The sequence below is a fragment of the Rathayibacter sp. AY1A7 genome (assembly GCF_002930845.1).
Lineage (GTDB): Bacteria > Actinomycetota > Actinomycetes > Actinomycetales > Microbacteriaceae > Rathayibacter.
Genome location: NZ_PSTL01000004.1, coordinates 113,291 through 138,712 on the forward strand (window position 1 = coordinate 113,291; position 25,422 = coordinate 138,712).

Below are 25,422 nucleotides of genomic sequence, written 5' to 3' on the forward strand. Positions count from 1 at the left end.
GGGGCTCCTTCGGTGCTCGTTCGCGGTGGTGGAGGGATGCTCCGGTTCAGTCGTAGCGGGCCTCTGCGGCCCAGACCCCGTCGAGGCAGAGCAGCAGCCAGGCGACACCGGCGGCGTCGACCACCTGGAAGCGGTCGTAGCGGACGGCGGTGCTCGGATCCCACCAGCGCTCGTCGATCGGCCAGGGACCCGCCCATCCGGCGAGGGGCTCCAGGCGTGCCTGAGAGGTCCCGGGGGTGAAGTAGGCGGGCACGGAGCTGAGGGCGCCGCGCTTGTCGACCGCGACGGGTTCGCCCCTCGGTCCGCGGACCAGCACGGCCGCGGGCTCCGCGAAGACCGTCGGCGGGAGGGGCGGCGGCAGGGAGCCGGGCCAGGGCAGGGTCCTCGGCCGTGCGTCGCCCGGCTCCCGGTCGCCCCAGGGGATCAGGTGCTGGCGGTCGCGGAGGGATCGACCCCCTCCGATCGACGCGGTCATCACGGCCTCGTGCCCGAGCATGCTCTGCACGCGGCTCAGCCCGTGGTGGACGCGCTCCTCCGGAGCGGTGCCCCAGAGACCCTGCTCATGGTTGCCGATCGCGTCGACCGCCTCGGGCTCGACGCACAGCCGCGAGATCGGAGCTCCGAGACCGGTGTCGATCTCCCCGCTGCCCTGCAGCTGCCAGCGGACCCGGTCGAGCACGTCGCCCGGGGTGAACCATCTCGGGTGCAGCCAGCTCCTGGAGGAGACCTCACCGCGCTCGCTGACGACCTCGATGCGGATAGCGGTCGCGACCAGCTGTGCGCGGGTGAGCCCGGCGACGAACTGCTCCGCGGGGACGCGGAAGGCGAAGGCGGCCTGGTCGATGCGGTCCAGAGGGGGCTCGAACTCCATCGCCCGGTCGAGACGCTCCGGGGGGAGCCGGGGCACCACCGTCTCCGACTCCGCACCGGCGGCGAGGAGGTGCGCGTGGGCGCCCTCCGGTCCGAACCGGGCGGCGACGTCCTCGCGAGGGAGGGCGGCGAAGGCGCCGAGGGTGCGGACGCCGAGTCTGAGCAGGAGCGCCACCAGGTCGTCCCCCCGGCGGGGAGCACGGGCAGGGGCTGCGACGGACTCGGTCTCGAGGGCGTCGAGCGGGAGAGGAGCGAGGAAGCCTGCCGCTGCTCCTGGGGGCACGACGGCGACGAGGCGGCCGGAGTGCTTCGCGGCGAGCTCGGAGGCGAAGAGCCCGTCGGCGATCCCGATGCGGGCGTCGGGGAGACCCAGCTCGGCCAGCCGCTGCAGGATCGCCTCGGCCGCGCTCTGCTCGCTCCCGTAGTAGCGGCGCGGACCGCGGGCGCGGATCGCGCACAGACCGGGCCTGATCAGCTGGACGCCCGGGGTGATCTCCTCGAGCGCCTGGATGATCGGCTCGAACGCCCGGTGGTCGAGCACCGGGTCGTACGGGAGGACGGCGAGACCCGTGCAACGGGACTGCGCCTCGCGCACGCGCATGCCCCGCCGGACCCCCTCCGCCCGGGCAGCGGGGGAGGAGGCGAAGACCAGGCTCTTCTCCGTGAGGGCCAGGGGGTGCTCGTCGCCGAGGCCGGCGTCGGCGGCGGCCGCGAGGAGGGGCCAGTCGGGGCACCAGACGAGGATCGTCCGCCGCAGCTCGGGTGCGCTCGCCATCTCAGACCGCCCGCTCGTGCAGGCGGCCGTGCTCGACCCGGGAGCCGAAGGCGCTCTCGACGCCGGGCATGCTCATCCGCACCGTGCGCACCCGGGTGCCGGCCCGGCCGACCACATCGACCATCGCCTCCCGGGAGCGCAGGTAGCCGTGGCCGTCGCCGAGCCCCTCCCAGCGGCTGCTGCGGATGCTGAGCCGCGCCTCGGCCTGGGGCCACTCGCCGAGGACCACGAGCGCGGCACCCCGCTGGCGCAGTCGTGCTCCCAGACGCGAGACGTCGGCCGAGGAGACGGAGGCGGGCGGACGGGTGAGCACGACGGTCAGCACATCGACCAGAGCGGCGGTGACGGTGAGCCAGTGCTCGGCCGGTGCGGGCACGAGCACCAGGCGCTCGAGGTCGATCCCCATGCCGGCCGCGGCCTCGGCCCCGAACTCCGGGACGCCCACCACGCCGCACCACGAGCCCTCGGCGGACGGGCCGGCGAGCAGCCCCATCGCCAGACTCATCGAGCCCTCCACCGAGTAGGCGGCACCCTGCTTGAGCGAGCCGCCCGGGAGCACGGAGGAGAAGGCCGGCAGGGTGGCGAGGCTCCTGGTCTCGAGAGTGGTCGCCTGCATGTCCCGGATGCGGGACTGCAGCTCCTTCACCGACGCGAGCTGCCGCAGAAGGGGCTCTGCGGCCTCGGCCGTCTCCGCGGAGACGAGGGGTGAAGGGGGGCTCATCTGCCCATGTTCGAACATGTGTTCGAGTATGTCAATCGCCACCGACATCCACCGGCGAGCCGCTCGGACCCTTCCGCGACCGCCCGGCGAGGCGCACTGAGGAGGAGGTTCCAGACGTCCCGGGCAGTCTCGCATCCGCCTCCGACATCCCCGTCCGGGGGCGTTCTCCACCGGGTCTCGGCGAGGGAGGGCCTCCTGCCGCGCCTCTACCATGGGAGCCATGTCCGACGCCCTGCTCGACCCCGCCGACTCCGACGCCACCGCCCCGGCCGCCCCGCGCAGAAGGACCCTCGTGGTCAAGATGGGGTCCAGCTCGGTCACCAAGCAGTCGGGTCCGGATCCCGTTCTCCTGGCCAGCGCGCTCGAGAGCGCCTTCGCCGCCCGCGCGCTGGGCTGGGACGTCGTGCTGGTCTCCTCCGGCGCCGTCTCCTCGGGCCGGGCGCTCTTCGCCCGCTCGCAGGAGGAGCCGATCAGCGCCCGCCTGGCGGCAGCGGTGGGCCAGACCGTCCTGATGGGCTTCTACCGCTCGGTGGCCGAGCTCTCGGGCGCCCTGGTCGCGCAGATCCTCATCGGCGAGTCCGACCTCGCCTCTCCCCGGCAGATGGCGCACGTGGCCGAGGCGATCCGCCACGCCCTCGACGCCGGAGTCGTGCCCGTGGTCAACGGCAACGACACGATCGACTCCGCCGGCTCGGACAACGACGGCGTCGCCGGCGGACTGGCGATGCTCCTCGGGGCGGACCTTCTGCTGCTGCTCACCGACGTCCCCGGCGTCTTCGCCGGCAGCATCGCCGAGGGCGTGCACCTCGAGGAGCTGGGCATCTCGGAGCTGCGCCGCATCGGCGTGCAGAAGGGCGGTACCGGCCGAGGGGGCATCCGCTCCAAGCTGCGGGCCGCCGAGCTCGCCGCGCACAACGGCGTCTCGACCAGGATCGCCGGGGCGCGCACCCCCGAGGTCATCCTGGGCGCCCTGGGAGGGCCGGGCCCGGGCACCCTCGTCCGCGCCGTGCACGCGCATCCGCCCGTGGAGCAGCGCTGGATCTCCGGAGTGGCCACCGGCCGCGGCCGCGTCGAGATCAACCTCGAGGCCGAGCGGAGCATCGGAGCCGGCTCGAGCCTGTTCGCCTCGGGCATCAAGCGCGTCTCCGGCGAGTTCGGCGGCGGCGACGTGATCGAGGTGCGCGCCCTCAGCGGAGAGCTCCTCGCGCGCGGCGTCTCCCGCGTCTCCTTGCGTCTGCTGACCCTGGTCCGCGCACTCCGGGTCGACGAGATCGCCCGCGTCTTCGTGGCGGTCCTCGGCCATGCCGCCACGACGGCGCCGTCGGCGAGTCCGGAGGGGGAGGAGAGGCCGCAGCTGACCCGCGCTCTGGAGTACGCGCGCACTCTCTCCTCCGAGCACGCGCGGGCCGTCGCGATGGAGATCGTCTCCCTCTTCCCCGCCGAGAGCATCTCGGCCCTGCTGGGGCAGGGCGCGGGGGAGGGCGAGCTCGTCGAGCGCTACACCCGCCTCGTCCGCACCCTCGCCATCGTGGAGAACGAGAACCTGGCCGTCTTCCGCTCCTGACCGCCGGTGGCGCGCCACGTCTCAGTGCATTTCGCGCCTTCGCGTCATGATCGCCGTTCTCCGGTGTCTTCCTGGTGATGGCGCCGCTCCTGGGCGCCCCCGACGGAACGGATCATCGATGAGCGTCCCCACTTCCACAGCCGGCCACTTCCGCGAGTCCGACATCACGCCCGAGAGCTTCGAGATCGAGCGGCTCGAGCGGCGGCTCGCCCTGCTCGAGGCCTCGATCGCCCAGGGGGAGCGGGCACTGCTGGGCCGGGTCGACCCGAGCACCGGAGATCCCCTCCCAGGCGCCTGCGGGGGGCACCGAGCCCAGCTGGTCAGCAACCTGACGACGGAGCGGGCCCTCGCCGACCGCATCCGGGAGATGCTCGCCGCTCGGAGCTGACGGGGTGCGTACGGCACCATGGGGCCATGGTCACCATCACCGTCGCCGGTCTCGCCCAGCACTTCCACCCCGCCGAGCGGGGCACCGTCCGCCTCGAGATCCGGCGCGAGTCGCGATCCCGACCCCAGGCGCTCGCCGAGGTCACCGCCCTGCACGCGCGGGTCCGTGAGGAGGCGGCCGCCGAGCAGGCGTCCGGCGCCGCCACCTGGTGGTCCTCCGATCAGATCTCGGTCTCCTCGATCCGCCGGTACATCAAGGACTCGGACGTCACGCAGCTGTTCCATGTCGCTGCCGCCGGGGTCCGGGTGAAGTACCGGGACTTCGCGGCTCTCGGGCGCTGGGTCGGCTCGATCTCGGAGGTGCCGGGGATCCAGATCTCGGGGGTCGACTGGGACGTGACGGCGGCACGACGTGCGGGCATCGAGCGCGAGGTCCGCACCGCTGCCGTCCGCGACGCGCGCGAGCGGGCCGAGGCCTATGCTGCGGCCCTCGGCCTGACCGAGGTGCGGGTGCTGACCCTCTTCGAGCCGGGACTGCGGCCGCACACGCGCATCGAGGGCGGCTCGGCGATGATGAGCCGCGCCAAGGCGTTCTCCTCTCCTGAGGAGCCGTTGGCCCTCAAGCCGGAGGACATCGAGGTCACCGCCTCGGTCTCCGCCGACTTCGAGGCGCACTGACGCGGAGACGCGACCGGGCGACCGTTTCCGCTGCGGACGGAGAGCGCCTGCCTGCACCTGCGACCCGCTTATCGTCTGCATGGCAACCCCGAGAGTCGCCCCGAGGCGACCGACCATCGGCTCCACGACGACCCCTCTCCGCCCCGATCAGCGGGCACGCGACCACCATACGTGTATTGAGTACTCCTCGGGAGCGCTGTCGCGGTTCGGCGACCGCCGTGCACACCCTCGGGGAATAGCGGGGGACCCCCGGGCGCTGAGGCAGGCATGGTCTCGCGCATCGGCTTCCTCTCCTTCGGCCACTACCAGTCCGTCCCCGGGTCTCAGACCCGCTCTGCTCGCGACGTCCTCCTCCAGACGATCGAGCTCGCGGAGGCGGCGGAGGAGATCGGCATCGACGGCGCCTACGTCCGCGTGCACCACTTCGCGCCGCAGCTCGCCTCGCCGTTCCCGCTGCTGGCGGCGATCGCCGCGCGCACCCGCCGCATCGAGATCGGCACCGGGGTCATCGACATGCGCTACGAGAACCCGCTCTACATGGCGGAGGAGGCGGCCGCCACCGACCTGATCTCCGACGGCCGGCTCGAGCTCGGGGTCAGCCGGGGATCGCCCGAGACCGCCCTGCGCGGGTCCGAGGCGTTCGGCTTCGTCCCCCCGGAGGGGATGACCGAGGCCGACCTCGCCCGGCAGAAGGTGCGCATCCTCCGGGAGGCGCTCGCCGGAGCGCCGGTCGCGCAGTCGGATCCGGCGATGACGCGCCAGTCGCTCCCGCTCTCGATCGAGCCGCGCTCGCCCGGCCTCGAGGACCGGATCTGGTGGGGTGCCGGCAGCTTCGCGACCGCGCGCTGGGCGGCCGAGCAGGGCATGAACCTGCAGTCGTCGACCCTGCTCCTGGAGGAGGAGGGCGTGCCCTTCGACGAGCTGCAGGCCCGCCAGATCCGCGAGTACCGCGCCGCGTGGAGCGAGGCGGGCTGGGAGCGCACCCCGCGCGTCTCCGTCTCGCGCAGCGTCCTCCCGATCACGAGCGATCTCGACCGCCTGTACTTCGGCGGCCGCGGTGAGCAGGACCAGGTCGCCACCCTCGAGGGCGTCCGCGCCCGCTTCGGCCGCAGCTACACGGGCGAGCCGGACGCCGTCGCCGCCGAGCTCGCTGCGGACGCCGCCGTGCAGGAGGCGGACACGCTGCTGCTCACCGTTCCCAACCAGCTCGGGGTCGAGTACAACGCGCGGCTCCTGCGCACTGTCGTGGAATCGATCGCTCCGGCTCTCGGCTGGTCTCCGGCAGCAGTGGGCGTCTGACACCGAGGCTCGGTCCGTGCGGGAGGGCCCTGCGGTGCAGGAGCGCCCGTCCGCTGCAGAAGCGCCGTCCGATGCAGCAGCCGCCCCGTCTCCTCGTGAGGAGCCGGGGCGTCTGCACTCTCCGCCCACAGCATCCCTCCCGCCGGCGCGAGGAGCGGACGGTGCCGGGAACGACGGAACCCCCCGCCTCTCCGAGGAGAGACGAGGGGTTCCGATCAGTGTGTCCGAGGGGGGACTTGAACCCCCACGCCCTATACGGGCACTAGCACCTCAAGCTAGCGCGTCTGCCATTTCCGCCACCCGGACGAGTGTTTCCTTCGACCTGCGTTTCCGCGGCCGAAGAAGACATTAGCACGGTTCCGGAGCCTCTCACGCCACCTCGTGGCCCACCGGCCTCCGCGCGCCGTCGAGCCCGCGCCGGTACCGTTGCCCGCATGTCCGACAGCATCGACAGCGCGCCAGTGACCGACAGCACCCTCGACGAGACGGCGCTCATCGCGCGCGATCTCATCCGCTTCGACACCAGCAACTACGGCGACGGGAAGGCGGAGCCGGAGCGCCCGGCCGCGGAGTACGTCGCGGCGAAGCTGCGTGACCTCGGCCTCGAGCCGGAGCTGATCGACTCCGACCCGGGACGCACGAGCGTCGTGGCGCGGGTTGCGGGGGAGGACCGCGAGCGCGGCGCCCTCGTCGTCCACGGGCACCTCGACGTGGTGCCCGCCATCGCCGACAACTGGAGCGTCGACCCGTTCGGCGGCGAGATCAAGGACGGCATGCTCTGGGGCCGCGGCGCGGTCGACATGAAGAACATGGACGCGATGATCCTCGCCTCGCTCGGCGACATCCTCCGCGAGGGGAGGCGCCCCTCCCGCGACCTCGTCATCGCCTTCTTCGCCGACGAGGAGGCGGGCGGCGTGCGGGGGTCGGGATTCCTGGCCCGTGAGCGGCCCGAGCTGTTCGCCGGAGCGACCGAGGCGATCAGCGAGGTCGGCGGCTACTCGATCGAGCTGGCCGGCAAGCGCGCCTATCTCGTGCAGACGGGCGAGAAGGCGCTGATGTGGCTGACCCTCCGCGCGCACGGCACGGCGGGGCACGGCTCGCAGATCAACTCCGAGAACGCCGTCACCCGGCTGGCGCAGGCGATCGCCCGCATCGGAAGCGAGGAGTGGCCCACCCGCCTCACCGACACCACGCGCGAGCTGCTCGACGAGGTCGCCCGCCTGCTCGGCCACGACCCCCAGCGCAGCACTCCGGAGGAGCTGGCACTCGCCACCGGCACCGCCTCGCGCTTCATCGCCGCGACGCTGCGCACCACCGCCAATCCGTCGATGCTGTCGGCCGGCTACAAGGCCAACGTCATCCCGGACACCGCGGACGCCACCATCGACGTGCGCGTCCTCCCCGGCGAGGAGGATGCGGTGCTCGAGCGCCTGAAGGTCCTCGCGGGCGAGCACGTCGAGATCCTCGTCCAGCACCGCGACATCGGACTCGAGGTGCCCTTCGCCGGCCCCCTCGTCGAGAGCATGGCCGCCTCGATCCGCCGGTTCGATCCGGGCGCCGAGGTCCTCCCGTACCTGCTCTCCGGAGGCACCGACAACAAGGCGCTCTCGACGCTCGGCATCACCGGATACGGGTTCGCGCCGCTCCAGCTGCCGTCGTCTCTGGACTTCCCGGCGCTGTTCCACGGGGTCGACGAGCGCGTTCCACTGGACGCACTAGTGTTTGGCAGGAAGGTCCTGACCGATCTCCTGCTGAGCTCCTGACGGCGCCGCGGACCGGGTCAGCACCGACCGATCCCGACCGACTGCTGGCCGACGACGCCCCAGCCCTCCTCGAAAGTGACGCATGGGCCTGCTCGACGCGCTGATCCTGGGACTCGTCCAGGGTCTGACCGAATTCCTCCCCATCTCCTCCAGCGCCCACCTCCGGATCGTCAGCGAGCTGCTGCCCGGTCTCGGCGGCCGCGACACCGGAGCCGCTTTCACCGCGATCACGCAGCTGGGCACCGAGACCGCCGTCATCATCTACTTCTGGCGCGACATCGTGCGGATCGTGTCGCACTGGGCGCGCTCCCTCGTCGGCCGGATCCCGCGCTCGGACCCGGACGCACGGATGGGCTGGCTCATCATCCTGGGCAGCCTTCCGATCATCGTCCTCGGCCTCGTCTTCCAGGACGCGATCGAGACGACCCTCCGCTCTCTGTGGGTGGTGGCCACCACCCTCATCCTCTTCGGCATCCTGCTCGGCATCGCCGACGCGGTCGGCGCGAAGAAGCGCCGCCTACGCGACCTGGGCGTCCGCGACGGCCTGATCTTCGGAGGCGCGCAGGCGCTCGCCCTGATCCCCGGCGTCTCGCGCTCGGGAGGCACCATCACCGCCGGCCTCTTCCTCGGTTACGAGCGCAAGGCGGCGGCGCGCTACTCCTTCCTCCTCGCGATCCCCGCGGTGTTCGGCAGCGGTCTCTACCAGCTGTACAAGAGCATCAGCGACCCGGTCGTGCTCCCGAACCAGGTCCAGGTCGGCGGCCTCGAGACCCTCGTGGCGACCATCGTCGCGTTCGTGGTCGGCTTCGTCGTGATCGCGTTCTTCATGAGCTACATCTCCCGCCGCAGCTTCCTCCCGTTCGTCGTGTACCGCATCGTCCTCGGCGTCGTCCTCATGGTCGCGCTCGCCACCGGCCTGATCGCCGCCTAGATGCGCGCCTGGACCGCCGCCGACGTCCCCGCCCTGCCCGGCCGGGGGAGCGCACCGCGCCTGCACGACACCGCGACCGCCGGCCCCGTCGAGCTCGACGCGCCCAGCGGAGTCGCGAGCCTCTACGTCTGCGGCATCACGCCCTACGACGCCACCCACCTCGGGCACGCGTCGACCTACCTCGCCTTCGACACGGTCCAGCGCGTCTGGCTCGACGCGGGCTACACGGTCGAGTACGCCCAGAACGTGACCGACGTCGACGACCCGCTGCTCGAGCGTGCGACGGCCACCGGCGTCGACTGGCGCGACCTCGCCGAGGAGCAGGTCGAGCTGTTCCGCGGCGACATGGCCGCCCTGCGCGTCCTGCCTCCGCAGCACTACGTCGGAGTCACGGAGACCGTGGATCCCATCGCGGAGGCGGTCGCCCTCCTGGAGCGCAACGGCGTCGCCTACCGCGTCGCTGCTCCGGACGCGGCGGAGGAGGGCGCGAGCGACCTCTACTACGACATCGCCGCGGCCGAGAGCGCCGTCTGGCACCTGGGCAGCGAGAGCCGGCTCGACGCGGAGTCGATGGCCCGCTTCTCGGCGCTGCGCGGGGGCGACCCGGAGCGCGCCGGCAAGCGCGACCCCCTCGATCCGCTGCTCTGGCGGGCCGAGCGCGCCGGCGAGCCCGCCTGGGACGCCGAGGTCGGTCGCGGCCGTCCGGGCTGGCACATCGAGTGCTCGGTGATCGCCCTCGACCGGCTCGGACCCGAGTTCACCCTGCAGGGCGGCGGCAGCGACCTGGTCTTCCCGCACCACGAGTTCAGCGCCGGCCACGCCGCTTCGCTGTCCGGCCGTCCTCTGGCCAGTGCCTACGCGCACGCCGGGATGGTCGCCTACCAGGGCGAGAAGATGAGCAAGTCGCTCGGGAACCTGGTGCTGGTCTCCCGTCTGCGGAGCGAGGGCGCGGACCCGCGGGCGATCCGCCTCGCGCTCCTCGCGCACCACTACCGCTCCGACTGGGAGTGGCTGCCCGAGGACCTGCCGTCGGCCGAGGCGCGCCTGGCGCGCTGGGAGTCGGCCCTCGCCGCCGTCGGACCGCGCTCGGCGCTCGAGGTGCTGGCGCAGCTGCGCGAGGCGCTGGCCGACGACCTCGGCACTCCGGCCGCCCTCGCCGTCGTCGACGCCGCACTGACCGAGGGCGTGGACGACCCGTCGCTCCTGCGCGACGCGGTCGACGCCCTGCTCGGGGTGCGCCCGGCCTGAACCCCGTCAGGCTCGAGTCCCTCAAGGCTCGAGTCCCGTCGTGGGCGAGTCCCGTCAGGGCGGCCGGGAGCGGTCCCGTGATCGACGACCGTCTCGGACGAGCGGGCGCCGGCGGAGGCTACGGGCGCCAGGGCTCCTCGCCGGAGCGGCCGTCGCCGCGGCGGCGCAGGTAGCGCTCGAACTCCTGGGCGATCGCCTCGCCGCTCGCCTCGGGCGAGTCGACGGTGTCGCGCGCCTGCTCGAGCTGGGCGATGTACGACGCCATCTCCTCGTCCTCGGCGGCGAGGGCGTCGATGCCGCGCTCCCACTCCTCCGCCTCCTCGACGAGGTCGCCGCGGGGGATCGCCAGGCCGACGACCTCCTCGAGCTTCTCGAGCAGCGCCAGCATCGCCTTGGGCGAGGGCGCGTTGTGCACGTAGTGCGGGACGGAGGCCCAGATCGAGACGGCGGGGATGCCGACCTTCTGCGCGGCCTCGCCGATCACGCTGAGGATGCCGACCGGCCCCTCGTAGCTGGAGCGCTCGAGCTCGAACGAGCTCCGCAGCTCCGCGTTCTCGCTCGAGGCGAAGATCGAGATCGGCCGGGTGTGCGGGACGTCGGCGAGCATCGCGCCGAGGAAGACGACGGCGGAGATGTCGATCGCGAGCATGGCGTCGACGACCTCGGCGGCGAAGCTCTTCCAGCTGCGCGAGGGCTCGGTGCCGATCATGAGGTACAGCGCGCTCTCGGCGTCGACCGAGGTGTCGGCCGGGCCGAAGATCTGGGTGCCGGGCCAGGCGAGGCTGCGGCGGCCGTCCTCGCCGATCGAGAGCATGGGGCGGGTGTACTGGAAGTCGTAGTACTGCTCGGCGTCGACGGCGAAGAGGGGCACGTACTCCCCGGCGTCCTTGACCAGCCGCAGCGCGCCGCTGGCGGCGTCCCCGGCGTCGTTCCAGCCCTCGAAGGCCACGACCAGGACGTTCCCCGTGATCACGTTCATAGGCAGGATCTCCGCGTTCGGCTCGATGTGCGGGGAGCGCACACCGCGCCTGTCCCTCCGTCCAGGATAGGACCGCCCCCGGCCCCGCCCGTCCCGTCCGGCGGGATCGGCCGCGCTGTTCGCTCTCGGCCCGCGGCCGGGGAGGGGCGCGGCACTGCCGGTACCATGGTCGCTCGTGACTCCCGAGACCTCCGCCCGGCCGCTGTCCTCCGAGCCGCTCGGAGGAGCGTCCGCCCCCGCCGCCGTCCTCTGGGACATGGACGGGACGCTCGTCGACACCGAGCCGTACTGGATGGCGTCGGAGCACGCGCTCGTCTCCTCCTTCGGCGGAGTGTGGACCCACGAGGACGCGATGGGACTCGTCGGCTCGGGCCTGCCCGCCGCCGCCCGCATCCTGCAGGGCAAGGGCGTCGACCTCTCCGTCGACGCGATCATCGACCGGATGACCGACGAGGTCGTCGACCAGCTGGCCGTGAGCATCCCGTGGCGACCGGGCGCGCTCGAGCTGCTGCACGCGGTGTCCGAGGCGGGTGTGCCGCAGGCGCTGGTCACGATGTCGATCTCGCGGATGGCCGCGGCCGTCGTGGACCGGATCCCGTTCCCCGCCTTCGCCGCCGTCGTCAGCGGCGACATGGTCGAGCGCAGCAAGCCCCACCCCGAGGCGTACCTCCTCGCCGCGAGCACCCTCGGTGTCGACATCGCCGCCTGCGTCGCGATCGAGGACTCCCTCACGGGCCTCGGCGCGGCCGTCGCCTCCGGAGCCGCGGCGATCGGCGTCCCGCACCAGCTGGAGCTCGACCCCGCCGCCCCCTACGCCCTCTGGCCCACCCTCGCGGGCCGCACCGTCGCGGACCTCGCGACGGTGTCCTCCGAGCACCGCGGCTCCGGCCCGGCCACGACCGAGACGGAGGCCCGCCGATGACCGGTGAGGCACTGCAGCATTCCGGACCCTTCCGCGCGGGGGACCGCGTCCAGCTGACGGGACCCAAGGGGCGGATGAACACCATCACGCTCGTTCCCGGCAAGGTGTTCCACACGCACCGGGGCGGCATCGAGCACGACACGGTGATCGGGCTGCCCGACGGCTCGGTGGTGACCAACACCGTCGGCGTCGAGCACCTCGCGCTGCGACCTCTCCTCGCCGACTTCGTGATGTCGATGCCCCGCGGCGCGGCGATCGTGTACCCGAAGGACGCGGCCCAGATCCTCGCCCTCGCCGACGTCTTCCCCGGCGCCCGCGTGGTCGAGGCCGGTGTCGGCTCCGGCGCGCTCTCGCTCTGGCTGCTGCGGGCGGTCGGTCCGACCGGCCGGCTGTCGTCGTTCGAGCGGCGCGAGGAGTTCGCGGATGTCGCACGGGCGAACATCGAGACCTTCCTCGGCTATACGCCCGACAACTGGAGCGTCACCGTCGGCGACCTCGTCGAGGCGCTGCCCGGCACGGTCCCGTCCGGCGAGGCCGACCGCGTCGTGCTCGACATGCTCGCGCCCTGGGAGTGCCTCGACGTCGCCGCCGAGGCTCTCACGCCCGGGGGAGTGCTCCTCTGCTACGTGGCCACCGTCACGCAGCTCTCGCGGACGGCGGAGGCGATCCGCGCCTCATGCCAGTTCACGAACCCGTCGTCGAACGAGACCATGGTCCGCGGCTGGCACGTCGAGGGCCTCGCGGTCCGGCCGGACCACCGGATGATCGGCCACACCGGCTTCCTCATCACCGCTCGCCGGCTCGCTCCGGACACCTTGCTCCCCGAGCTCAAGCGTCGCCCGTCGAAGACGGACTTCAGCGACGAGGACGTGGAGGCCTGGACCCCCGGCGCGCTCGGCGAGCGCGCCGTGAGCCCCAAGAGCCTGCGCAAGCGGGTCCGCGAGTCCGCCACCAGCGCCGAGCTCTCCCGGGCCCGCGGGTTCGGCGAGGAGACCGCGGAGCCCGACGACGAGGGCATCCTCTAAGCTGTTCCCGGCCTCCGGGCCGTCTCCACCCCGGGCGTCACCGCTCCCCTTCACTCGAATCGAGGACCCGTGCGCAGGACCACCGCGCTCATCGCCGGCATCGGCATCGTCGCCGCTCTCACCGGATGCACCGCGTCCTCCTCGCGGGCGGACTGCGACGCTCCGTTCTCCTCCGGCGACTCCTCGGCGGCGGTCAGCGCCACGGGCGACTTCGGAGCGAAGCCGGACGTCAGCGTCCCGACGCCGCTGAAGGCGGACGGCACGCAGGTCAGCACCCTCATCGAGGGCTCGGGCGCACCGCTCGAGAAGGGCCAGCTCGTCACCATCGACTACACCCTGGTCAACGGAGCGGACGGCACGGTCCTCGAGACCTCGCCCTACGACGGGTCGAGCACCGCCCGCTTCGGCGTCGGCGGAGCCGGGCTCGTCGGCCTGAACGAGGGCCTCCTCTGCACGCAGGTCGGCTCGCGCGTCGCCATCGCGATCGCCCCCGAGGACGGCTTCGGCCAGTCCTCGTCGCAGCTCGGCATCTCGGAGGACGACACGCTTGTGCTCGTCGCGGACGTCCGCGAGGCCTCGCTGGCCCGCGCGAACGGCGCCGCCCAGCCCGCGCCCGACGGCTTCCCGACGGTGACGCTCGGCGACGACGGACGCCCGGGGCTCGCGAAGCCCTCCGGTGACGCGCCGACCGACCTCCGCATCGCCCAGCTCAAGAAGGGCGACGGCGACGTCGTCGCCGAGGGCGACCAGGTCGTCGTGGCCTACACAGGCTGGCAGTGGAGCGACGGGAAGGTGTTCGACTCCAGCTGGGAGAAGGGCGCTCCCGCCGTCTTCACGGCCGCCGACGGCTCGACCACCCAGGGCGGAGTCATCGCCGGATTCGCCGACGCCCTCATCGGCCAGCCCGTCGGATCCCAGGTCATCGCGGTCATCCCGCCGGACCAGGGCTACGGCGACCAGGGCTCCCCTCAGGGCGGGATCCCCGGCGGCGCGACGCTGATCTTCGTCGCCGACATCCTCGGAAAGGTCTGACCGGGCCCGGCCCTAGACTGGAGGGCGTGCCTTCCGACGCCCCGTCCTCGAGCCGCGTCCCGGCCGAGGAGCGTCTGTTCAACCTCGTGCTCGCGCTCGTCGCGGCCGAGAACGGACTGACGAAGGCCGATGTCCTCTCCACGGTGCAGGGCTACCGGCAGCGGGTCGGCCGAGGCGACCGGACCTCGCTCGAGCGCCAGTTCGAGCGCGACAAGGACGACCTGCGCGAGCTGGGCATCCCGATCGAGACGGTCGACGCCCCGGGCGACCCGGGCAACACCCAGACCGTCCGGTACCGCATCGCGAAGCGCAGCTACGACCTCCCTGCCGACCTGACCTTCGATCCGGAGGAGCTCGCGCTGCTCCGCCTGGCCGGGGCGGTCTGGCGCGAGGGGACGCTCTCGGCGGAGTCGCGGCGCGCGCTGATCAAGCTGCGCTCGATCGGGGTCGAGTCCGTCGACCCCGTCATCGGCATCAGCCCCTCGATCCGGGTCCGCGAGGCCTCGTTCGAGCCGCTCAACGCCGCGCTCGACCGCGGCCAGGTCGTCCGCTTCCCCTACCTGAAGCCCGGCGGCGAGGAGCCGCGCGTGCGCAGCGTGCAGCCCCGCGCCCTGGTGAACCACCAGGGGCGCTGGCACCTCCACGGCTGGGACGAGGGCGCCGAGGGCACGCGGACCTTCCTCCTGTCGCGGATCGTCGGGCCGGTCGCGTCCACCGGCCGCACCGCGCCTCCCGCGGAGGGGGACCACGCGGCGACCGCTCTCGCCCAGCTCGACGAGATCCTGCAGCGCAACAGCGCGCTCCTGCGCGTCGCCCCCGACTCCGACGCCGCCCTCCGTCTCGGCGGGCGTGCCGAGGCCGAGGGCGAGGGCCAGGGCCTGCTGCGCCTGCACTACACCGACCCGGACGTGCTCGCGGACGAGCTCGCCGGTCACGGTCCCGAGGTGCGGGTGCTCGAGCCGGAGGAGCTCCGCCGACGCGTCCTCGACCGCCTCCGCCGCACCCTCGACGACCATGGAGGGGATTCTCGTGGCTAGACCCCGCTCCCTGCAGGCGCGCGACCGCCTGGCCGTCCTCCTCTCCCTCGTTCCCTACCTCCTCGACCGGGGCCGCGTCTCCGTCGCCGAGGTCGCCGCGCACTTCGAGATCCCGGAGGAGGAGGTGCGCCGCGCGGTGCGCCTCATCGCCGTCTCGGGCATCCCCGGCGAGACCGCGCAGTACCAGGCGAACGACCTCTTCGACATCGGCTGGGACGACTTCGAGGAGAACGACCACGTCGTCCTCACCCACCAGGTCGCGATCGACGAGTCGCCGAGGTTCTCGGCGCGGGAGGCCGCCGCCCTCATCGCCGGCATGCAGTACCTCGCAGCGCTGCCCGAGAACCAGGGCAACGACCGGATCGCCTCGCTGATGGGGAAGCTCGCGCGCGGCGCCTCCTCGGCCCCGAGCGCGGTCGCGGTCTCGCGCGGCACGGGCGCGGACAGCGCTGTGGCGCTCCTGCGGACAGCGATGGGCTCGGCGACGCAGGTCGCTTTCGACTACCGCAGCGCCCGCGGCGAGACCGAGTCCCGGCTCGTCGACCCCTTCGTGCTCGAATCGGTCGACCGGGACTGGTACCTGCGCGGATGGGACCACCTCCGCGAGGGCGTCAGGACGTTCCGGGTCGACAGGATGCGCTCCCTCCGCGACACGGGGACGCCGATCGTCCGGCGCCGCAACGAGGTGACCCTCTCGGAACGGCTCTTCGAGGCCTCCGCCTCCGATCTCGTCGTGGACCTGCGCGTCGCTCCCAGCGCCGTCGTGCTGCTGGGCGACTACGCGGCCGACGCCGAGTTCCCCGATCCCGTGCCGGGGGAGGAGGACCACGGTGTCCTCGTCCGTCTCCGCGTCGCCCATCTGGAGGGACTGACGCGCCTGGTGGCGTCGTTGGCGGGTCTCGTCACCGTGGTGGCACCCCCCGAGGCGCGCACCGCGGTCGCGCACTGGGCGGCCTCCGCGCTCGCCGCGAACGAGGGGGAGCCGTCGTGACCTGGTGGTCGTGGATCCTGATCTGGCTCGGCCTCGCGCTGGGCGCTCTGGCGATGCTGGTCCTCTTCGCCCTCTCCTACTGGCGCAAGGGGAAGATGCTCCTCGGACAGCTGTCCGAGGTCACCGCGAAACTCGAGACACTGAGTCCTGGAGTGACGGACGACCTGCCGCCCCGGCCGTCCTCGTCGCTGTTCGCCGATCGCGACGACGTGAGGCGTGCGCACGAGGGCCGGCGTGACACACGTCGCGACAGGATCGATCTCCGCCGGTCAGAACGGGTCGAACGGGGTAAGCTCCTCGTACACCGCAACCGACAAGTGAAGTGAGTCTGCAATGTTCGCTGGCCTCCAGGGGTGGCACCTCCTCATCATCCTCGCCGTGATCCTCCTCCTGTTCGGTGCGCCCAAGCTCCCGCAGCTGGCCCGCAGTGTCGGGCAGTCGATGCGGATCTTCAAGAGCGAGGTCAAGACCATGAAGGACGAGGACGGCACCGAGCGCCGTGAGTCGACCGAGGGGACCACCGGCACCGTCGCCGGATCCACCGGCACGACCACCGGCACCGGCACCACCACGCCGCCCGAGTCCCCGCTCAAGTAATGACGTCCGTGGCACCGAAGAAGCCACGGACGAAGCGGACGAAGAACCCCGACGGGCGCATGTCGCTCGGGGCGCACCTCGTCGAGCTTCGCAACAGGCTCTTCAAGTCGGCGATCGCGATCGTCATCGCGTGCGTCGCGGGGTGGTTCGTCTCGGAGTGGGTCTTCGAGGCCCTCAAGGCTCCGATCTCCGAGGTGGCCTCCACCCAGGGCAAGGAGGCGATCCTCAACTTCCCGACGATCGCCGGTGCCTTCGACCTGCGGCTGCAGATCGCCATCACGGTGGGCATCGTCCTGGCGAGCCCGGTCTGGCTCTACCAGATCTGGGCGTTCCTCGTCCCGGGCCTGACCCGCAAGGAGATGCGGTACGGCCTCGGCTTCATCCTCACCGCCATCCCGCTGTTCTTCGCGGGCTGCGCGGCCGGCTGGTTCGTGTTCCCGCACATCGTGGAGCTCCTGACGAGCTTCACCGGCAGCAACGCGGCGAGCTTCCTCGACGCCAAGATCTACTACGAGTTCGTTCTCAAGCTCGTGCTGGTCGTCGGCATCGCGTTCGTGCTGCCCGTCTTCCTGGTGCTCCTCAACTTCCTCGGCGTCCTCCCCGGCATGCTGATCCTCAAGTCGTGGCGCATCGCGATCATGGCGATCGTGCTCTTCACGGCGATCGCGACCCCCGCGGCCGACCCGATCTCGATGTTCCTCCTGGCCATCCCGATCATCTTCCTGTTCTTCCTCGCCTGCGGGATCGCGATCCTGCACGACCGGCGCGCCGCCAAGCGCCAGCTGGTGTTCGACGGCAGCCCCTCCGACCTGCCCGCGTGACCGGACCGTCTCCCGCCGAGCGGTTCGCCGCGTTCCGGACGCGCCAGGGCCACGCGAGGGTCGAGGCGTTCCGCTCGACCCTCGCGTTCGACCTCGACCCCTTCCAGTACGAGGCCTGCAGCGCGCTCGACGACGGCCACAGCGTCCTCGTCGCCGCGCCCACCGGTGCCGGCAAGACCGCGGTGGCCGAGTTCGCGATCCACCTGGCCATGCAGGACCCGACGGCCAAGGTCTTCTACACGACGCCGATGAAGGCGCTGAGCAACCAGAAGTTCCAGGAGTTCGTCGAGGACTACGGAGCCTCCGAGGTCGGCCTGCTGACCGGCGACTCCAACGTCAACGCGCGCGCCCGCATCGTCGTGATGACGACCGAGGTGCTGCGCAACATGCTGTACGCCGACTCGGACCTCCTGCGCGACCTCGCCTACGTCGTGATGGACGAGGTGCACTACCTCGCCGACCGCTTCCGCGGCGCCGTCTGGGAGGAGGTCATCATCCACCTCCCGCAGCGCGTGCGGCTGGTCTCGCTCAGCGCGACCGTGTCGAACGCCGAGGAGTTCGGCGACTGGCTCCAGACCGTCCGGGGCGAGACCGAGGTCATCGTCTCCGAGGAGCGCCCCGTCCCGCTCGACCAGCACGTCCTGGTGGGCGGCAAGCTGGTCGACCTCTTCGACTCCTCCGGTCGGGCGGCGACGAACCGGGTGAACCCCGAGCTCGCCCGCATGGCCCAGGGCGGCTCCCGGGTCGAGCGCGGCGGCAGGGGCGGCCGCAACGGCCGAGGCGGTCGCGGCCGCTACCCGGAGCAGCGCACCGAGGAGCTCGTGCTGCGCTCGGAGGTCGTCGAGATCCTCCGCGGCAAGAACCTCCTCCCCGCGATCTTCTTCGTCTTCAGCCGTGCGGGCTGCGACCAGGCCGTGCGCCAGGTGCTGCGGTCGGGCGTGCGCCTCACCGAGCGCCACGAGCGCGACGAGATCCGCGCGATCGTCGAGGAGCGGTGCCGGACGATCCGCGACGAGGACCTCGCGGTGCTCGGCTACTGGGAGTGGCTCGACGGACTCCAGCGGGGCGTCGCCGCGCACCATGCCGGGATGCTCCCCGCCTTCAAGGAGGTCGTGGAGGAGCTGTTCCTGCGCCGGCTCGTGCGCGTGGTCTTCGCGACCGAGACGCTCGCGCTCGGCATCAACATGCCCGCCCGCACGGTCGTCCTCGAGAAGCTCGAGAAGTTCAACGGCGAGGCGCGCGTCCCGATCACACCGGGGGAGTACACCCAGCTCACCGGCCGGGCGGGCCGACGCGGCATCGACGTGGAGGGCCACTCGGTGATCCAGTGGCGCGGCGGGATGGACCCCCAGGCGGTCGCGTCCCTCGCCTCCCGGCGGACCTACCCGCTCAATTCCAGCTTCCGCCCCAGCTACAATATGGCCGCGAACCTGATCGAGCAGTTCGGGCGGGTGCGCACGCGCGAGATCCTCGAGTCGTCGTTCGCGCAGTTCCAGGCCGACCGGTCCGTCGTCGATCTCGCCCGCCGGGTCCGCCAGCAGGAGGAGTCGATGGCGGGCTACGTCACGGCGATGCAGTGCCACCTGGGCGACTTCGAGCAGTACGCGGCGATCCGCCGTGAGATCGGCGACCTCGAGCGCCGGGGCGCGGTGCGCGGCGAGTCGGCCTCCCACGCCGAGCGCGAGAAGCGCCAGGGACAGCTCACGAGCCTGCGGCGTCGGATGAAGGCGCACCCGTGCCACGCCTGCTCCGACCGCGAGCAGCACGCGCGCTGGGCCGAGCGCTGGTGGAAGCTGCGCCGCGAGACCGACGAGATCGAGCGCCAGATCCGCTCGCGCACCGGCGCCGTCGCCCGCATCTTCGACCACATCACGGACGTGCTGCTCGAGCTCGGCTACTTCCGCCGGGACGAGGTCGGCGAGCTCTCGCTGACGCCCAACGGTCGCACGCTCCGCCGGATCTACGGGGAGCGGGACCTGCTCGTCGCCGAGTGCCTCCGGAAGCAGGCGTGGACGGAGCTCGATCCGGCCGGCCTCGCGGCGATGGCGTGCTGCCTGGTCTTCGAGCCGCGACGCGAGGAGGGGACGCTCGGCGAGCAGTTCCTGCCCCGCGGCGCGTTCCCCGAGGCGCTGGAGAGGACCCAGCTTCTGTGGGCCCGGCTCGACGACGTCGAGCGGGAGCACCGCCTGCCGGGCAGCAACCCGATCTCGACGAGCCTGGCGCTGTCGATGAACATGTGGGCCAAGGGCATGCCGCTCGACATGGTGCTCCGCGAGTCCGACATGGCCGCCGGCGACTTCGTGCGCTGGGCGAAGCAGACCATCGACCTCCTCGACCAGCTCTCCGTCGTCGCCGAGGGCAAGGTCGGCCGCGCGGCCCGGACCGCCCTCGACCTGGTCCGCCGCGGCATCGTCGCGTACTCGACGGTCGCATGACGCCGATCGCTCCTCCGCCCGACGGGCGGACCGTTCCGCTGTGGGTGGCGCTGCCCCTCGCCGCCCTCGGCGGCGCCGTGCTCGACCGCGGCTTCCCCGACTCCGACGTCTGGCCGCTGGCGATCGTGGGCGCCGCGGCGATCCTGTTCGCGCTGGCGGGGCGCGGCTTCTGGAGCGGGAGCCTCGTCGGCCTCGTCGGCGGAGCGGTCTTCTGGGGCGTCCACATCGAGTGGCTGACCCTCTACCTCGGCCCGGTCCCGTGGGCGGCCCTCGCCGGCCTGCAGGCGATCTTCTTCGCGCTCTCCGCGGGGCTGATGGCGGTCGTCTCCACGCGCGGCCACCGCGTCTGGACGGGACCGCTCGGCCGGATGGTCGGCCTCCCCGCCCTCCTGGGGGCGCTCTGGATCGGGCGCGAGTCGATCACCAGCGTCTGGCCCTACGGCGGTTTCGCCTGGGGCCGCCTCGCGATCTCGCAGTCCCTCGGCCCGCTCGCCGGTCTCGCGGCGTGGATCGGCTTCGCCGGCCTCGGCTTCGTGGTGGCGTTCCTCGCGGCCGTGCTCGCGCAGGCCGTCCGCGAGATGTCCGTCACGGCCTCCTCTCGCGTCAGCGCTCTCGCGGGCTTCGCGATCGTGGCGCTGGTGTTCCCCGCCTGGCCGGCACCGACGGAGGGCACGACCCGGATCGCCGCCGTCCAGGGCGACTCCGATGCGGGCCTGTTCTCACAGAGCTACCGCGGGCAGATCCTCGAGGACCACACCTCGGCGACGCTGCCGATCCTCGACCAGGACGTCGACATGGTGGTGTGGCCCGAGAACGGCGTCGACATCGATCCGACCCGGAACGCCCAGTCGGCCGCCGTCCTCGACTACCTCAGCCGGACGATGGACGCGCCGTTCGTCGTGGGCACGATCACGAACCCCTCGGATGACGTCTTCTACAACAGCTCGCTGCTCTGGAAGGCGGGGGAGGGAGCGACGCAGGTCTACGACAAGGTGCATCCCGTCCCGTTCGCCGAGTACATGCCGGACCGGGCGTTCTGGCGGATGTTCGCTCCGGACCTGGTCGACCTGGTGAGCCGCGACTACTCGATCGGCACCCGTCCCAACGTCTTCGACGTGAACGGCGTGCTCGCAGGCATCGCGATCTGCTTCGACATCTCGGACGACGCGCTGACGAACGCGATGGTCGACGGGGGTGCCCAGGTCATCCTCGGGCAGACCAACAACGCCGACTTCGGCCGGACCGACGAGAGCGTCCAGCAGCTCGCGATCGCTCGCCTGCGGGCGATCGAGACCGGGCGCAGCGTGGTCAACATCTCGACCGTCGGGACGAGTGCGATCATCGGGCCGGACGGCGCGACGATCGACTCCCTGACATGGTTCGAGCCGGGTGCCATGGTGGACGAGGTCCCCCTCAGCTCCACCACGACCCCGGCTCTGGTGTGGGCGCGAGACCTCGGCTGGTACTTCCTGGCCGCCGGTCTCATCGGCATGGTCTCGTTCGTCCTCAGGACGCGCGAGCCGCGACGCCGTTACCGCTGACCGGCGCTACGCGCCGATCTTGTGCTCGCCGCGCCTGGCGCGCAGATAGGCGAGCCGCTCCTCGAGCAGCTCCTCCAGCTCCGCGCGGGTCCGACGCTCGAGCAGCATGTCCCAGTGGGTGCGCGGAGCCTTCTGCTCGCCCTTGTCCACGACGACCGGCTTCGAGTCCACCATCAGAGTGGCCTCGTGACCGCAGGAGCGGCACTCCCAGGTCTCCGGTGCTTCCGCATCGGCCGAGAACACCATGTCGGTGTCGTGGCCGCAGTTCGCGCAGTGGTACTCGTACGTCGATCGCGGGGAGAAGACGACGCCTTCTTCGCTCTGCAGGCTCTGGGATCCGAGCCGCATTCCTCGCAAGCTTCGATCTGCCATTGTGTGGTCTCCTCTCGCTGTGCTTCCCCAGTGTCAACGTCGTACCTGGAGGTGGTCTTCCCGTCCCTGCCATTGCCAGAGAATCCTCAGGTCGGAGGCGTATTCCGCGGTTCCTGAGGGCGTGGCTGACGGGCGCTGAGGAAGGCGTCGACGGCCGCTCGGGCGAGGTCGGTGCGGTCGGTCACGAGTCCGTCGATCCCGAGCGCGAGGAGCTGCTCCATCCGCTCCGGATCGTCGATGGTCCAGAGGTGGATCTCGCAGCCGGTCACCCGCAGCCGGGCGAGGATCCGCGGCTCGGCGACGCGGAGGCCGAGCGCGCGCTCGGGCACCTGGAGCGCGTCGATGCCGCGGAGAGCGAGACGCACGGGGAGGGCGGCGCCGAGGTGGGCGGCGACCAGGGCGACGACGAAGCGGACCGCCGACGCCGAGGTCGCGGCGCCGGGAAGACGGCGGAGGGCCGCTGCTCGACGGATCTCGGAGAACGAGGTGATCAGGACGCGCTCCGCGGCGGCGGCGCCGGACACCGCCGCGACGACCGGGTCGATCGCGTCCCGCGACTTCACGTCGATGTTGAAGCGCGCGCGGGGGAGTGCGGCGAGGGCCTGCTCGAGAGAGGCGAGCCGGGCGCCGCCCGCCAGTCGAAGGTCGGCGAGCTCCTCCCACCGGGTGGCGGCGACGACGTGGCGGCGGCCGGAGCGGTCGATCACCTCGGCGTCGTGGACGAGCACGGCGACCCCGTCGAGGGAGGCGCGCGCGTCCGTCTCGAGGAGGTCCGCACCCGCGGCGAGGGCGCGCTCGAAGGCGGCGAGCGCGTTGCCCTCGGCCTGCGGGCCGAACCCGCGATGCGCGATCACCCGGGGGGTCGGCCCGCTCAGGGCGAGGGGGCGCTCAGGGGTGCGCATCGCGGGCCGGGTCCGCGGCTAGACGGCCAGCGGCGGGGGAGTGGGCGCCGAGCCGGGGGCTCCATCGGTCGTCGCGGGCGCCACGGGGGCGGACGTGTCGGATCCGGGCTCGACAGGAGTGGAGCCGACGGACCCGGATGCGGCAGGCGCGGACGCCGCAGGCGCCGACGGGGGTGCCGCGTCCTGCGGGCGGACCGCCGGGGCGGACTGGCCGCGCTGGCCGAGCGCGCCTCCGATGCCCTTCAGCGCCTCGGTGAGCTCGCTCGGAATGACCCAGAGCTTGTTCGCGCTGCCCTCAGCGATCTTGGGGAGTGTCTGGAGGTACTGGTAGGCGAGGAGCTCGCTGTCGGGGCGGCCCTCGTGGATGGCGTGGAAGACGGTGGTGATCGCCTTGGCCTCACCCTCGGCCCGCAGGACCGCCGCCTTCGCCTGGCCCTCCGCAGCGAGGATCGCGGCCTGGCGCTGACCCTCGGCGTTCAGGATCTGGGACTGCTTGGTGCCCTCGGCGGTGAGGATCACGGCTCGACGGTCGCGCTCGGCGCGCATCTGCTTCTCCATCGAGTCCTGGATGGAGAGGGGCGGGTCGATGGCCTTGAGCTCCACGCGTCCGACGCGGATGCCCCACTTGCCGGTGGCCTCGTCGAGGACGATGCGCAGCTGCCCGTTGATGTTGTCGCGGGAGGTCAGCGCCTCCTCGAGGTTCAGGCCGCCGACGACGTTGCGGAGCGTGGTGGTGGTCAGCTGCTCGACCGCGCCGAGGTAGTTGGCGATCTCGTAGGTCGCCGCGCGGGCGTCCGTCACCTGGAAGTAGACGACCGTGTCGATCGAGACGACGAGGTTGTCCTCCGTGATCACGGGCTGGGGCGGGAACGAGACGACCTGCTCGCGCAGGTCGATCAGCGGGCGGACCCGGTCGATGAACGGCACGACGAGATTGAGGCCCGGCAGCAGGGTCTTGTGGTACTTGCCGAGGCGCTCCACGACCCCGGCGGTGGCCTGGGGGATGATGCGGACCGCTCGGAAGAGGACGACCAGGGCGAAGAGGACGACGGCGGCGACGACGACGATCGTCACGACGGAGGACGGTGTCACGGTGTGCTCCTTTCGGCGGGGACGACGACCGCGGTCGCGCCCTCGATGGCGGTGACGACGACTCTCTCGCCGACTCCGAGTGTGCGGTCCTCGACGAGCGGGGACAGGCGGACGGTCCAGGTCTCGCCGTTGGCGAGCTTGACCTGGCCGGCTCCGGGGCCGGCGAGGACGACGCTGCCGGAGAGCCCGAGGAGAGCGTCCGCTCCGCTGGGGGTGGGATCGCCGCCCCGTTTCAGCAGCCGCAGCAGCGGCGGCCGGACGGTGAACAGCAGGAGGGCGGCGAGGACGGCCGCGACGGGGACCTGGACCCAGAAGGGAGCCCCGACCAGCCCGGTCAGCAGTCCGCCGATGCTGCCGACGGCGAGCATCAGGAACGTGAACTCGAGAGTGATCATCTCGACGATCACGAAGATGAGGATCAGCGCGAGCCAGAGGATCCACGCGTACTGGGTGACAGCGTCCATGCTGTGTGCTCCTTCCCCTCGACGAGCATTCCCAGGCTATCAACGCCCCCCGGACGAGGGCTGGGAGAGGGGGTGCGCCGACGGTCTCGAGGCCCTTGGTAGACTCCTCCGTCGGGCCGTGGCCCGTCATCGTGCCCGATCCGGTCTCCGAGCCGGCGTTCTGGAGGAATACCCGTGTCCAATCCCCTCGCCCCCGGCTCCTTCGACGGCAAGCGCGCTCTCGTCACCGGGTCGTCCCGCGGCATCGGCGCCGACACGGTCCGCTACCTGGCCGAGGCCGGAGCCCGCGTCGTCGTCAACTACCGCTCGAAGGCGCCGCGCGCCGACAAGCTCGTCGCGCAGATCGTCGAGGCCGGCGGCACCGCCATCGCCGTCGGCGCCGATCTCACCGACGCCGAGTCGCGCGCCGAGCTCTTCTCCCGCATCGAGAAGGAGTACGGAGGACTGGACGTGCTCGTCCTGAACGCCTCCGGCGGCATGGAGAGCAACATGGGGGAGGACTACGCGATGGTCCTCAACCGCGACTCGCAGGTCGCCGTGCTCGACGCGGCGCTGCCGCTGCTCTCCGAGGGCTCCCGTGTCGTGTTCGTCACGAGCCACCAGGCGCACTTCATCCGGACCACGCCCACGATGCCCGAGTACGAGCCCGTCGCGCTCTCCAAGCGCGCCGGCGAGGACGCCCTGCGCGAGCGGATCGGTGAGCTCGCCGAGCGCGGGATCGAGTTCGTCGTCGTCTCGGGCGACATGATCGAGGGCACCATCACCGCGACCCTGCTGGAGCGCGCGAACCCGGGCGCGATCAGCTCGCGTCGCGAGTCGGCCGGCAAGCTCTACAACGTGCAGGAGTTCGCGGCCGAGGTCGCTCTGGCGGCCGTCGAGCCGATCCCCGCGGACAACACCCGCCTCGTCGGCGACATCTCCGACTTCGCCTGATCCTCACCAGGGGCTGACGCCGGCGCACGGTTCTGCGAGCCTT

General features: G+C 72.1%; 25 protein-coding genes and 1 tRNA gene. 18 read left to right on the forward strand and 8 right to left on the reverse strand.

Annotated features, from left to right (window positions below; translation table 11 throughout):
* Nucleotides 1–46: 46 nt before the first annotated feature.
* Both C5B95_RS05535 and C5B95_RS05540 read right to left on the reverse strand, forming a co-directional pair.
* On the reverse strand, nucleotides 47–1,645 hold the full coding sequence (locus C5B95_RS05535) for a DNA polymerase Y family protein (RefSeq protein WP_104337310.1): 1,599 nt from the start codon (nucleotides 1,643–1,645) through the stop codon (nucleotides 47–49).
* 1 nt (nucleotide 1,646) lies between these two features.
* Complete coding sequence (locus C5B95_RS05540; protein WP_104225270.1) at nucleotides 1,647–2,366, reverse strand: hypothetical protein; 720 nt, start codon at nucleotides 2,364–2,366, stop codon at nucleotides 1,647–1,649.
* A gap of 220 nt (nucleotides 2,367–2,586) precedes the next feature.
* Between C5B95_RS05540 and proB the strand changes: the two genes are divergently transcribed.
* The 4 genes from proB to C5B95_RS05560 all read left to right on the forward strand — a co-directional run bounded on the left by proB (nucleotide 2,587) and on the right by C5B95_RS05560 (nucleotide 6,294).
* Complete coding sequence (gene proB / locus C5B95_RS05545) at nucleotides 2,587–3,930, forward strand: glutamate 5-kinase (RefSeq protein ID WP_181068003.1); 1,344 nt, start codon at nucleotides 2,587–2,589, stop codon at nucleotides 3,928–3,930.
* Between the two features lie 118 nt (nucleotides 3,931–4,048).
* Nucleotides 4,049–4,318, forward strand: a complete 270-nt coding sequence (locus tag C5B95_RS05550) for a hypothetical protein (RefSeq protein ID WP_104222002.1) — start codon at nucleotides 4,049–4,051, stop codon at nucleotides 4,316–4,318.
* 26 nt (nucleotides 4,319–4,344) lie between these two features.
* Nucleotides 4,345–4,995, forward strand: a complete 651-nt coding sequence (locus C5B95_RS05555; protein WP_104225267.1) for an SIMPL domain-containing protein — start codon at nucleotides 4,345–4,347, stop codon at nucleotides 4,993–4,995.
* Nucleotides 4,996–5,262: 267 nt separating this feature from the next.
* A complete protein-coding gene (locus C5B95_RS05560; protein WP_104337308.1) occupies nucleotides 5,263–6,294 on the forward strand; it encodes an LLM class flavin-dependent oxidoreductase in 1,032 nt (343 codons plus the stop codon).
* Nucleotides 6,295–6,515: 221 nt separating this feature from the next.
* Here the strand turns inward: C5B95_RS05560 and C5B95_RS05565 are convergent.
* A tRNA-Leu gene (locus tag C5B95_RS05565) sits at nucleotides 6,516–6,600 on the reverse strand.
* A gap of 128 nt (nucleotides 6,601–6,728) precedes the next feature.
* On the opposite strand from C5B95_RS05565, the gene C5B95_RS05570 reads away from it, so the two are divergent.
* The 3 genes from C5B95_RS05570 to mshC all read left to right on the forward strand — a co-directional run bounded on the left by C5B95_RS05570 (nucleotide 6,729) and on the right by mshC (nucleotide 10,236).
* Nucleotides 6,729–8,057, forward strand: coding sequence for a M20/M25/M40 family metallo-hydrolase (locus C5B95_RS05570; RefSeq protein ID WP_181068004.1), 1,329 nt, complete (start codon nucleotides 6,729–6,731; stop codon nucleotides 8,055–8,057).
* Nucleotides 8,058–8,139: 82 nt separating this feature from the next.
* Nucleotides 8,140–8,988: an undecaprenyl-diphosphate phosphatase gene (locus C5B95_RS05575; protein WP_104222008.1), complete on the forward strand. Its 849-nt coding sequence runs from the start codon at nucleotides 8,140–8,142 to the stop codon at nucleotides 8,986–8,988.
* Nucleotides 8,989–10,236 (forward strand): cysteine--1-D-myo-inosityl 2-amino-2-deoxy-alpha-D-glucopyranoside ligase, encoded by a 1,248-nt coding sequence (mshC, locus tag C5B95_RS05580; protein WP_104348665.1) that lies wholly within the window; start codon nucleotides 8,989–8,991, stop codon nucleotides 10,234–10,236.
* Between the two features lie 118 nt (nucleotides 10,237–10,354).
* Here the strand turns inward: mshC and C5B95_RS05585 are convergent, their stop codons facing one another.
* Nucleotides 10,355–11,215 carry a proteasome assembly chaperone family protein gene (locus tag C5B95_RS05585; RefSeq protein ID WP_104222142.1) on the reverse strand — a complete coding sequence of 287 codons (861 nt, stop codon included), beginning with the start codon at nucleotides 11,213–11,215 and terminating at the stop codon, nucleotides 10,355–10,357.
* Nucleotides 11,216–11,390: 175 nt separating this feature from the next.
* Here C5B95_RS05585 and C5B95_RS05590 point away from each other — a divergent pair, with 175 nt between their 5' ends.
* From C5B95_RS05590 to lnt, 10 genes are all read left to right on the forward strand, one after another.
* On the forward strand, nucleotides 11,391–12,137 hold the full coding sequence (locus tag C5B95_RS05590; protein ID WP_258059822.1) for an HAD family phosphatase: 747 nt from the start codon (nucleotides 11,391–11,393) through the stop codon (nucleotides 12,135–12,137).
* Entirely contained in the window at nucleotides 12,134–13,162 is a 1,029-nt protein-coding gene (locus C5B95_RS05595; protein WP_104348666.1) for a tRNA (adenine-N1)-methyltransferase, read from the forward strand. The genes C5B95_RS05590 and C5B95_RS05595 overlap by 4 nt, the downstream gene beginning before the upstream one ends.
* A gap of 69 nt (nucleotides 13,163–13,231) precedes the next feature.
* Nucleotides 13,232–14,194: an FKBP-type peptidyl-prolyl cis-trans isomerase gene (locus C5B95_RS05600; protein ID WP_104348667.1), complete on the forward strand. Its 963-nt coding sequence runs from the start codon at nucleotides 13,232–13,234 to the stop codon at nucleotides 14,192–14,194.
* A gap of 26 nt (nucleotides 14,195–14,220) precedes the next feature.
* A complete protein-coding gene (locus C5B95_RS05605; protein WP_104348668.1) occupies nucleotides 14,221–15,231 on the forward strand; it encodes a YafY family protein in 1,011 nt (336 codons plus the stop codon).
* Nucleotides 15,224–16,222, forward strand: coding sequence for a YafY family protein (locus tag C5B95_RS05610; RefSeq protein WP_258059823.1), 999 nt, complete (start codon nucleotides 15,224–15,226; stop codon nucleotides 16,220–16,222). The genes C5B95_RS05605 and C5B95_RS05610 overlap by 8 nt, the downstream gene beginning before the upstream one ends.
* Nucleotides 16,219–16,548 (forward strand): hypothetical protein, encoded by a 330-nt coding sequence (locus tag C5B95_RS05615; RefSeq protein ID WP_104337305.1) that lies wholly within the window; start codon nucleotides 16,219–16,221, stop codon nucleotides 16,546–16,548. The genes C5B95_RS05610 and C5B95_RS05615 overlap by 4 nt, the downstream gene beginning before the upstream one ends.
* Before the next feature lie 7 nt (nucleotides 16,549–16,555).
* Nucleotides 16,556–16,819 (forward strand): Sec-independent protein translocase subunit TatA, encoded by a 264-nt coding sequence (tatA, locus tag C5B95_RS05620; protein ID WP_104222022.1) that lies wholly within the window; start codon nucleotides 16,556–16,558, stop codon nucleotides 16,817–16,819.
* Between the two features lie 59 nt (nucleotides 16,820–16,878).
* Nucleotides 16,879–17,640: a twin-arginine translocase subunit TatC gene (gene tatC / locus C5B95_RS05625; RefSeq protein WP_104222024.1), complete on the forward strand. Its 762-nt coding sequence runs from the start codon at nucleotides 16,879–16,881 to the stop codon at nucleotides 17,638–17,640.
* Nucleotides 17,637–20,075: an RNA helicase gene (locus C5B95_RS05630; protein WP_104222026.1), complete on the forward strand. Its 2,439-nt coding sequence runs from the start codon at nucleotides 17,637–17,639 to the stop codon at nucleotides 20,073–20,075. The genes tatC and C5B95_RS05630 overlap by 4 nt, the downstream gene beginning before the upstream one ends.
* Entirely contained in the window at nucleotides 20,072–21,616 is a 1,545-nt protein-coding gene (gene lnt, locus C5B95_RS05635) for an apolipoprotein N-acyltransferase (RefSeq protein ID WP_104337304.1), read from the forward strand. The genes C5B95_RS05630 and lnt overlap by 4 nt, the downstream gene beginning before the upstream one ends.
* A 6-nt stretch (nucleotides 21,617–21,622) precedes the next feature.
* Here the strand turns inward: lnt and C5B95_RS05640 are convergent, their stop codons facing one another.
* From C5B95_RS05640 to C5B95_RS05655, 4 genes are all read right to left on the reverse strand, one after another.
* Nucleotides 21,623–21,988 carry an RNA polymerase-binding protein RbpA gene (locus C5B95_RS05640; protein WP_068207052.1) on the reverse strand — a complete coding sequence of 122 codons (366 nt, stop codon included), beginning with the start codon at nucleotides 21,986–21,988 and terminating at the stop codon, nucleotides 21,623–21,625.
* Between the two features lie 86 nt (nucleotides 21,989–22,074).
* Nucleotides 22,075–22,890, reverse strand: coding sequence for a glycerophosphodiester phosphodiesterase family protein (locus tag C5B95_RS05645; protein ID WP_104337303.1), 816 nt, complete (start codon nucleotides 22,888–22,890; stop codon nucleotides 22,075–22,077).
* Between the two features lie 18 nt (nucleotides 22,891–22,908).
* Nucleotides 22,909–23,964: an SPFH domain-containing protein gene (locus C5B95_RS05650; RefSeq protein WP_374954251.1), complete on the reverse strand. Its 1,056-nt coding sequence runs from the start codon at nucleotides 23,962–23,964 to the stop codon at nucleotides 22,909–22,911.
* A gap of 14 nt (nucleotides 23,965–23,978) precedes the next feature.
* Entirely contained in the window at nucleotides 23,979–24,446 is a 468-nt protein-coding gene (locus tag C5B95_RS05655) for an NfeD family protein (protein WP_104222034.1), read from the reverse strand.
* 174 nt (nucleotides 24,447–24,620) lie between these two features.
* Here C5B95_RS05655 and C5B95_RS05660 point away from each other — a divergent pair, with 174 nt between their 5' ends.
* Entirely contained in the window at nucleotides 24,621–25,379 is a 759-nt protein-coding gene (locus tag C5B95_RS05660; protein ID WP_104348669.1) for an SDR family oxidoreductase, read from the forward strand.
* Nucleotides 25,380–25,422 lie beyond the last annotated feature (43 nt).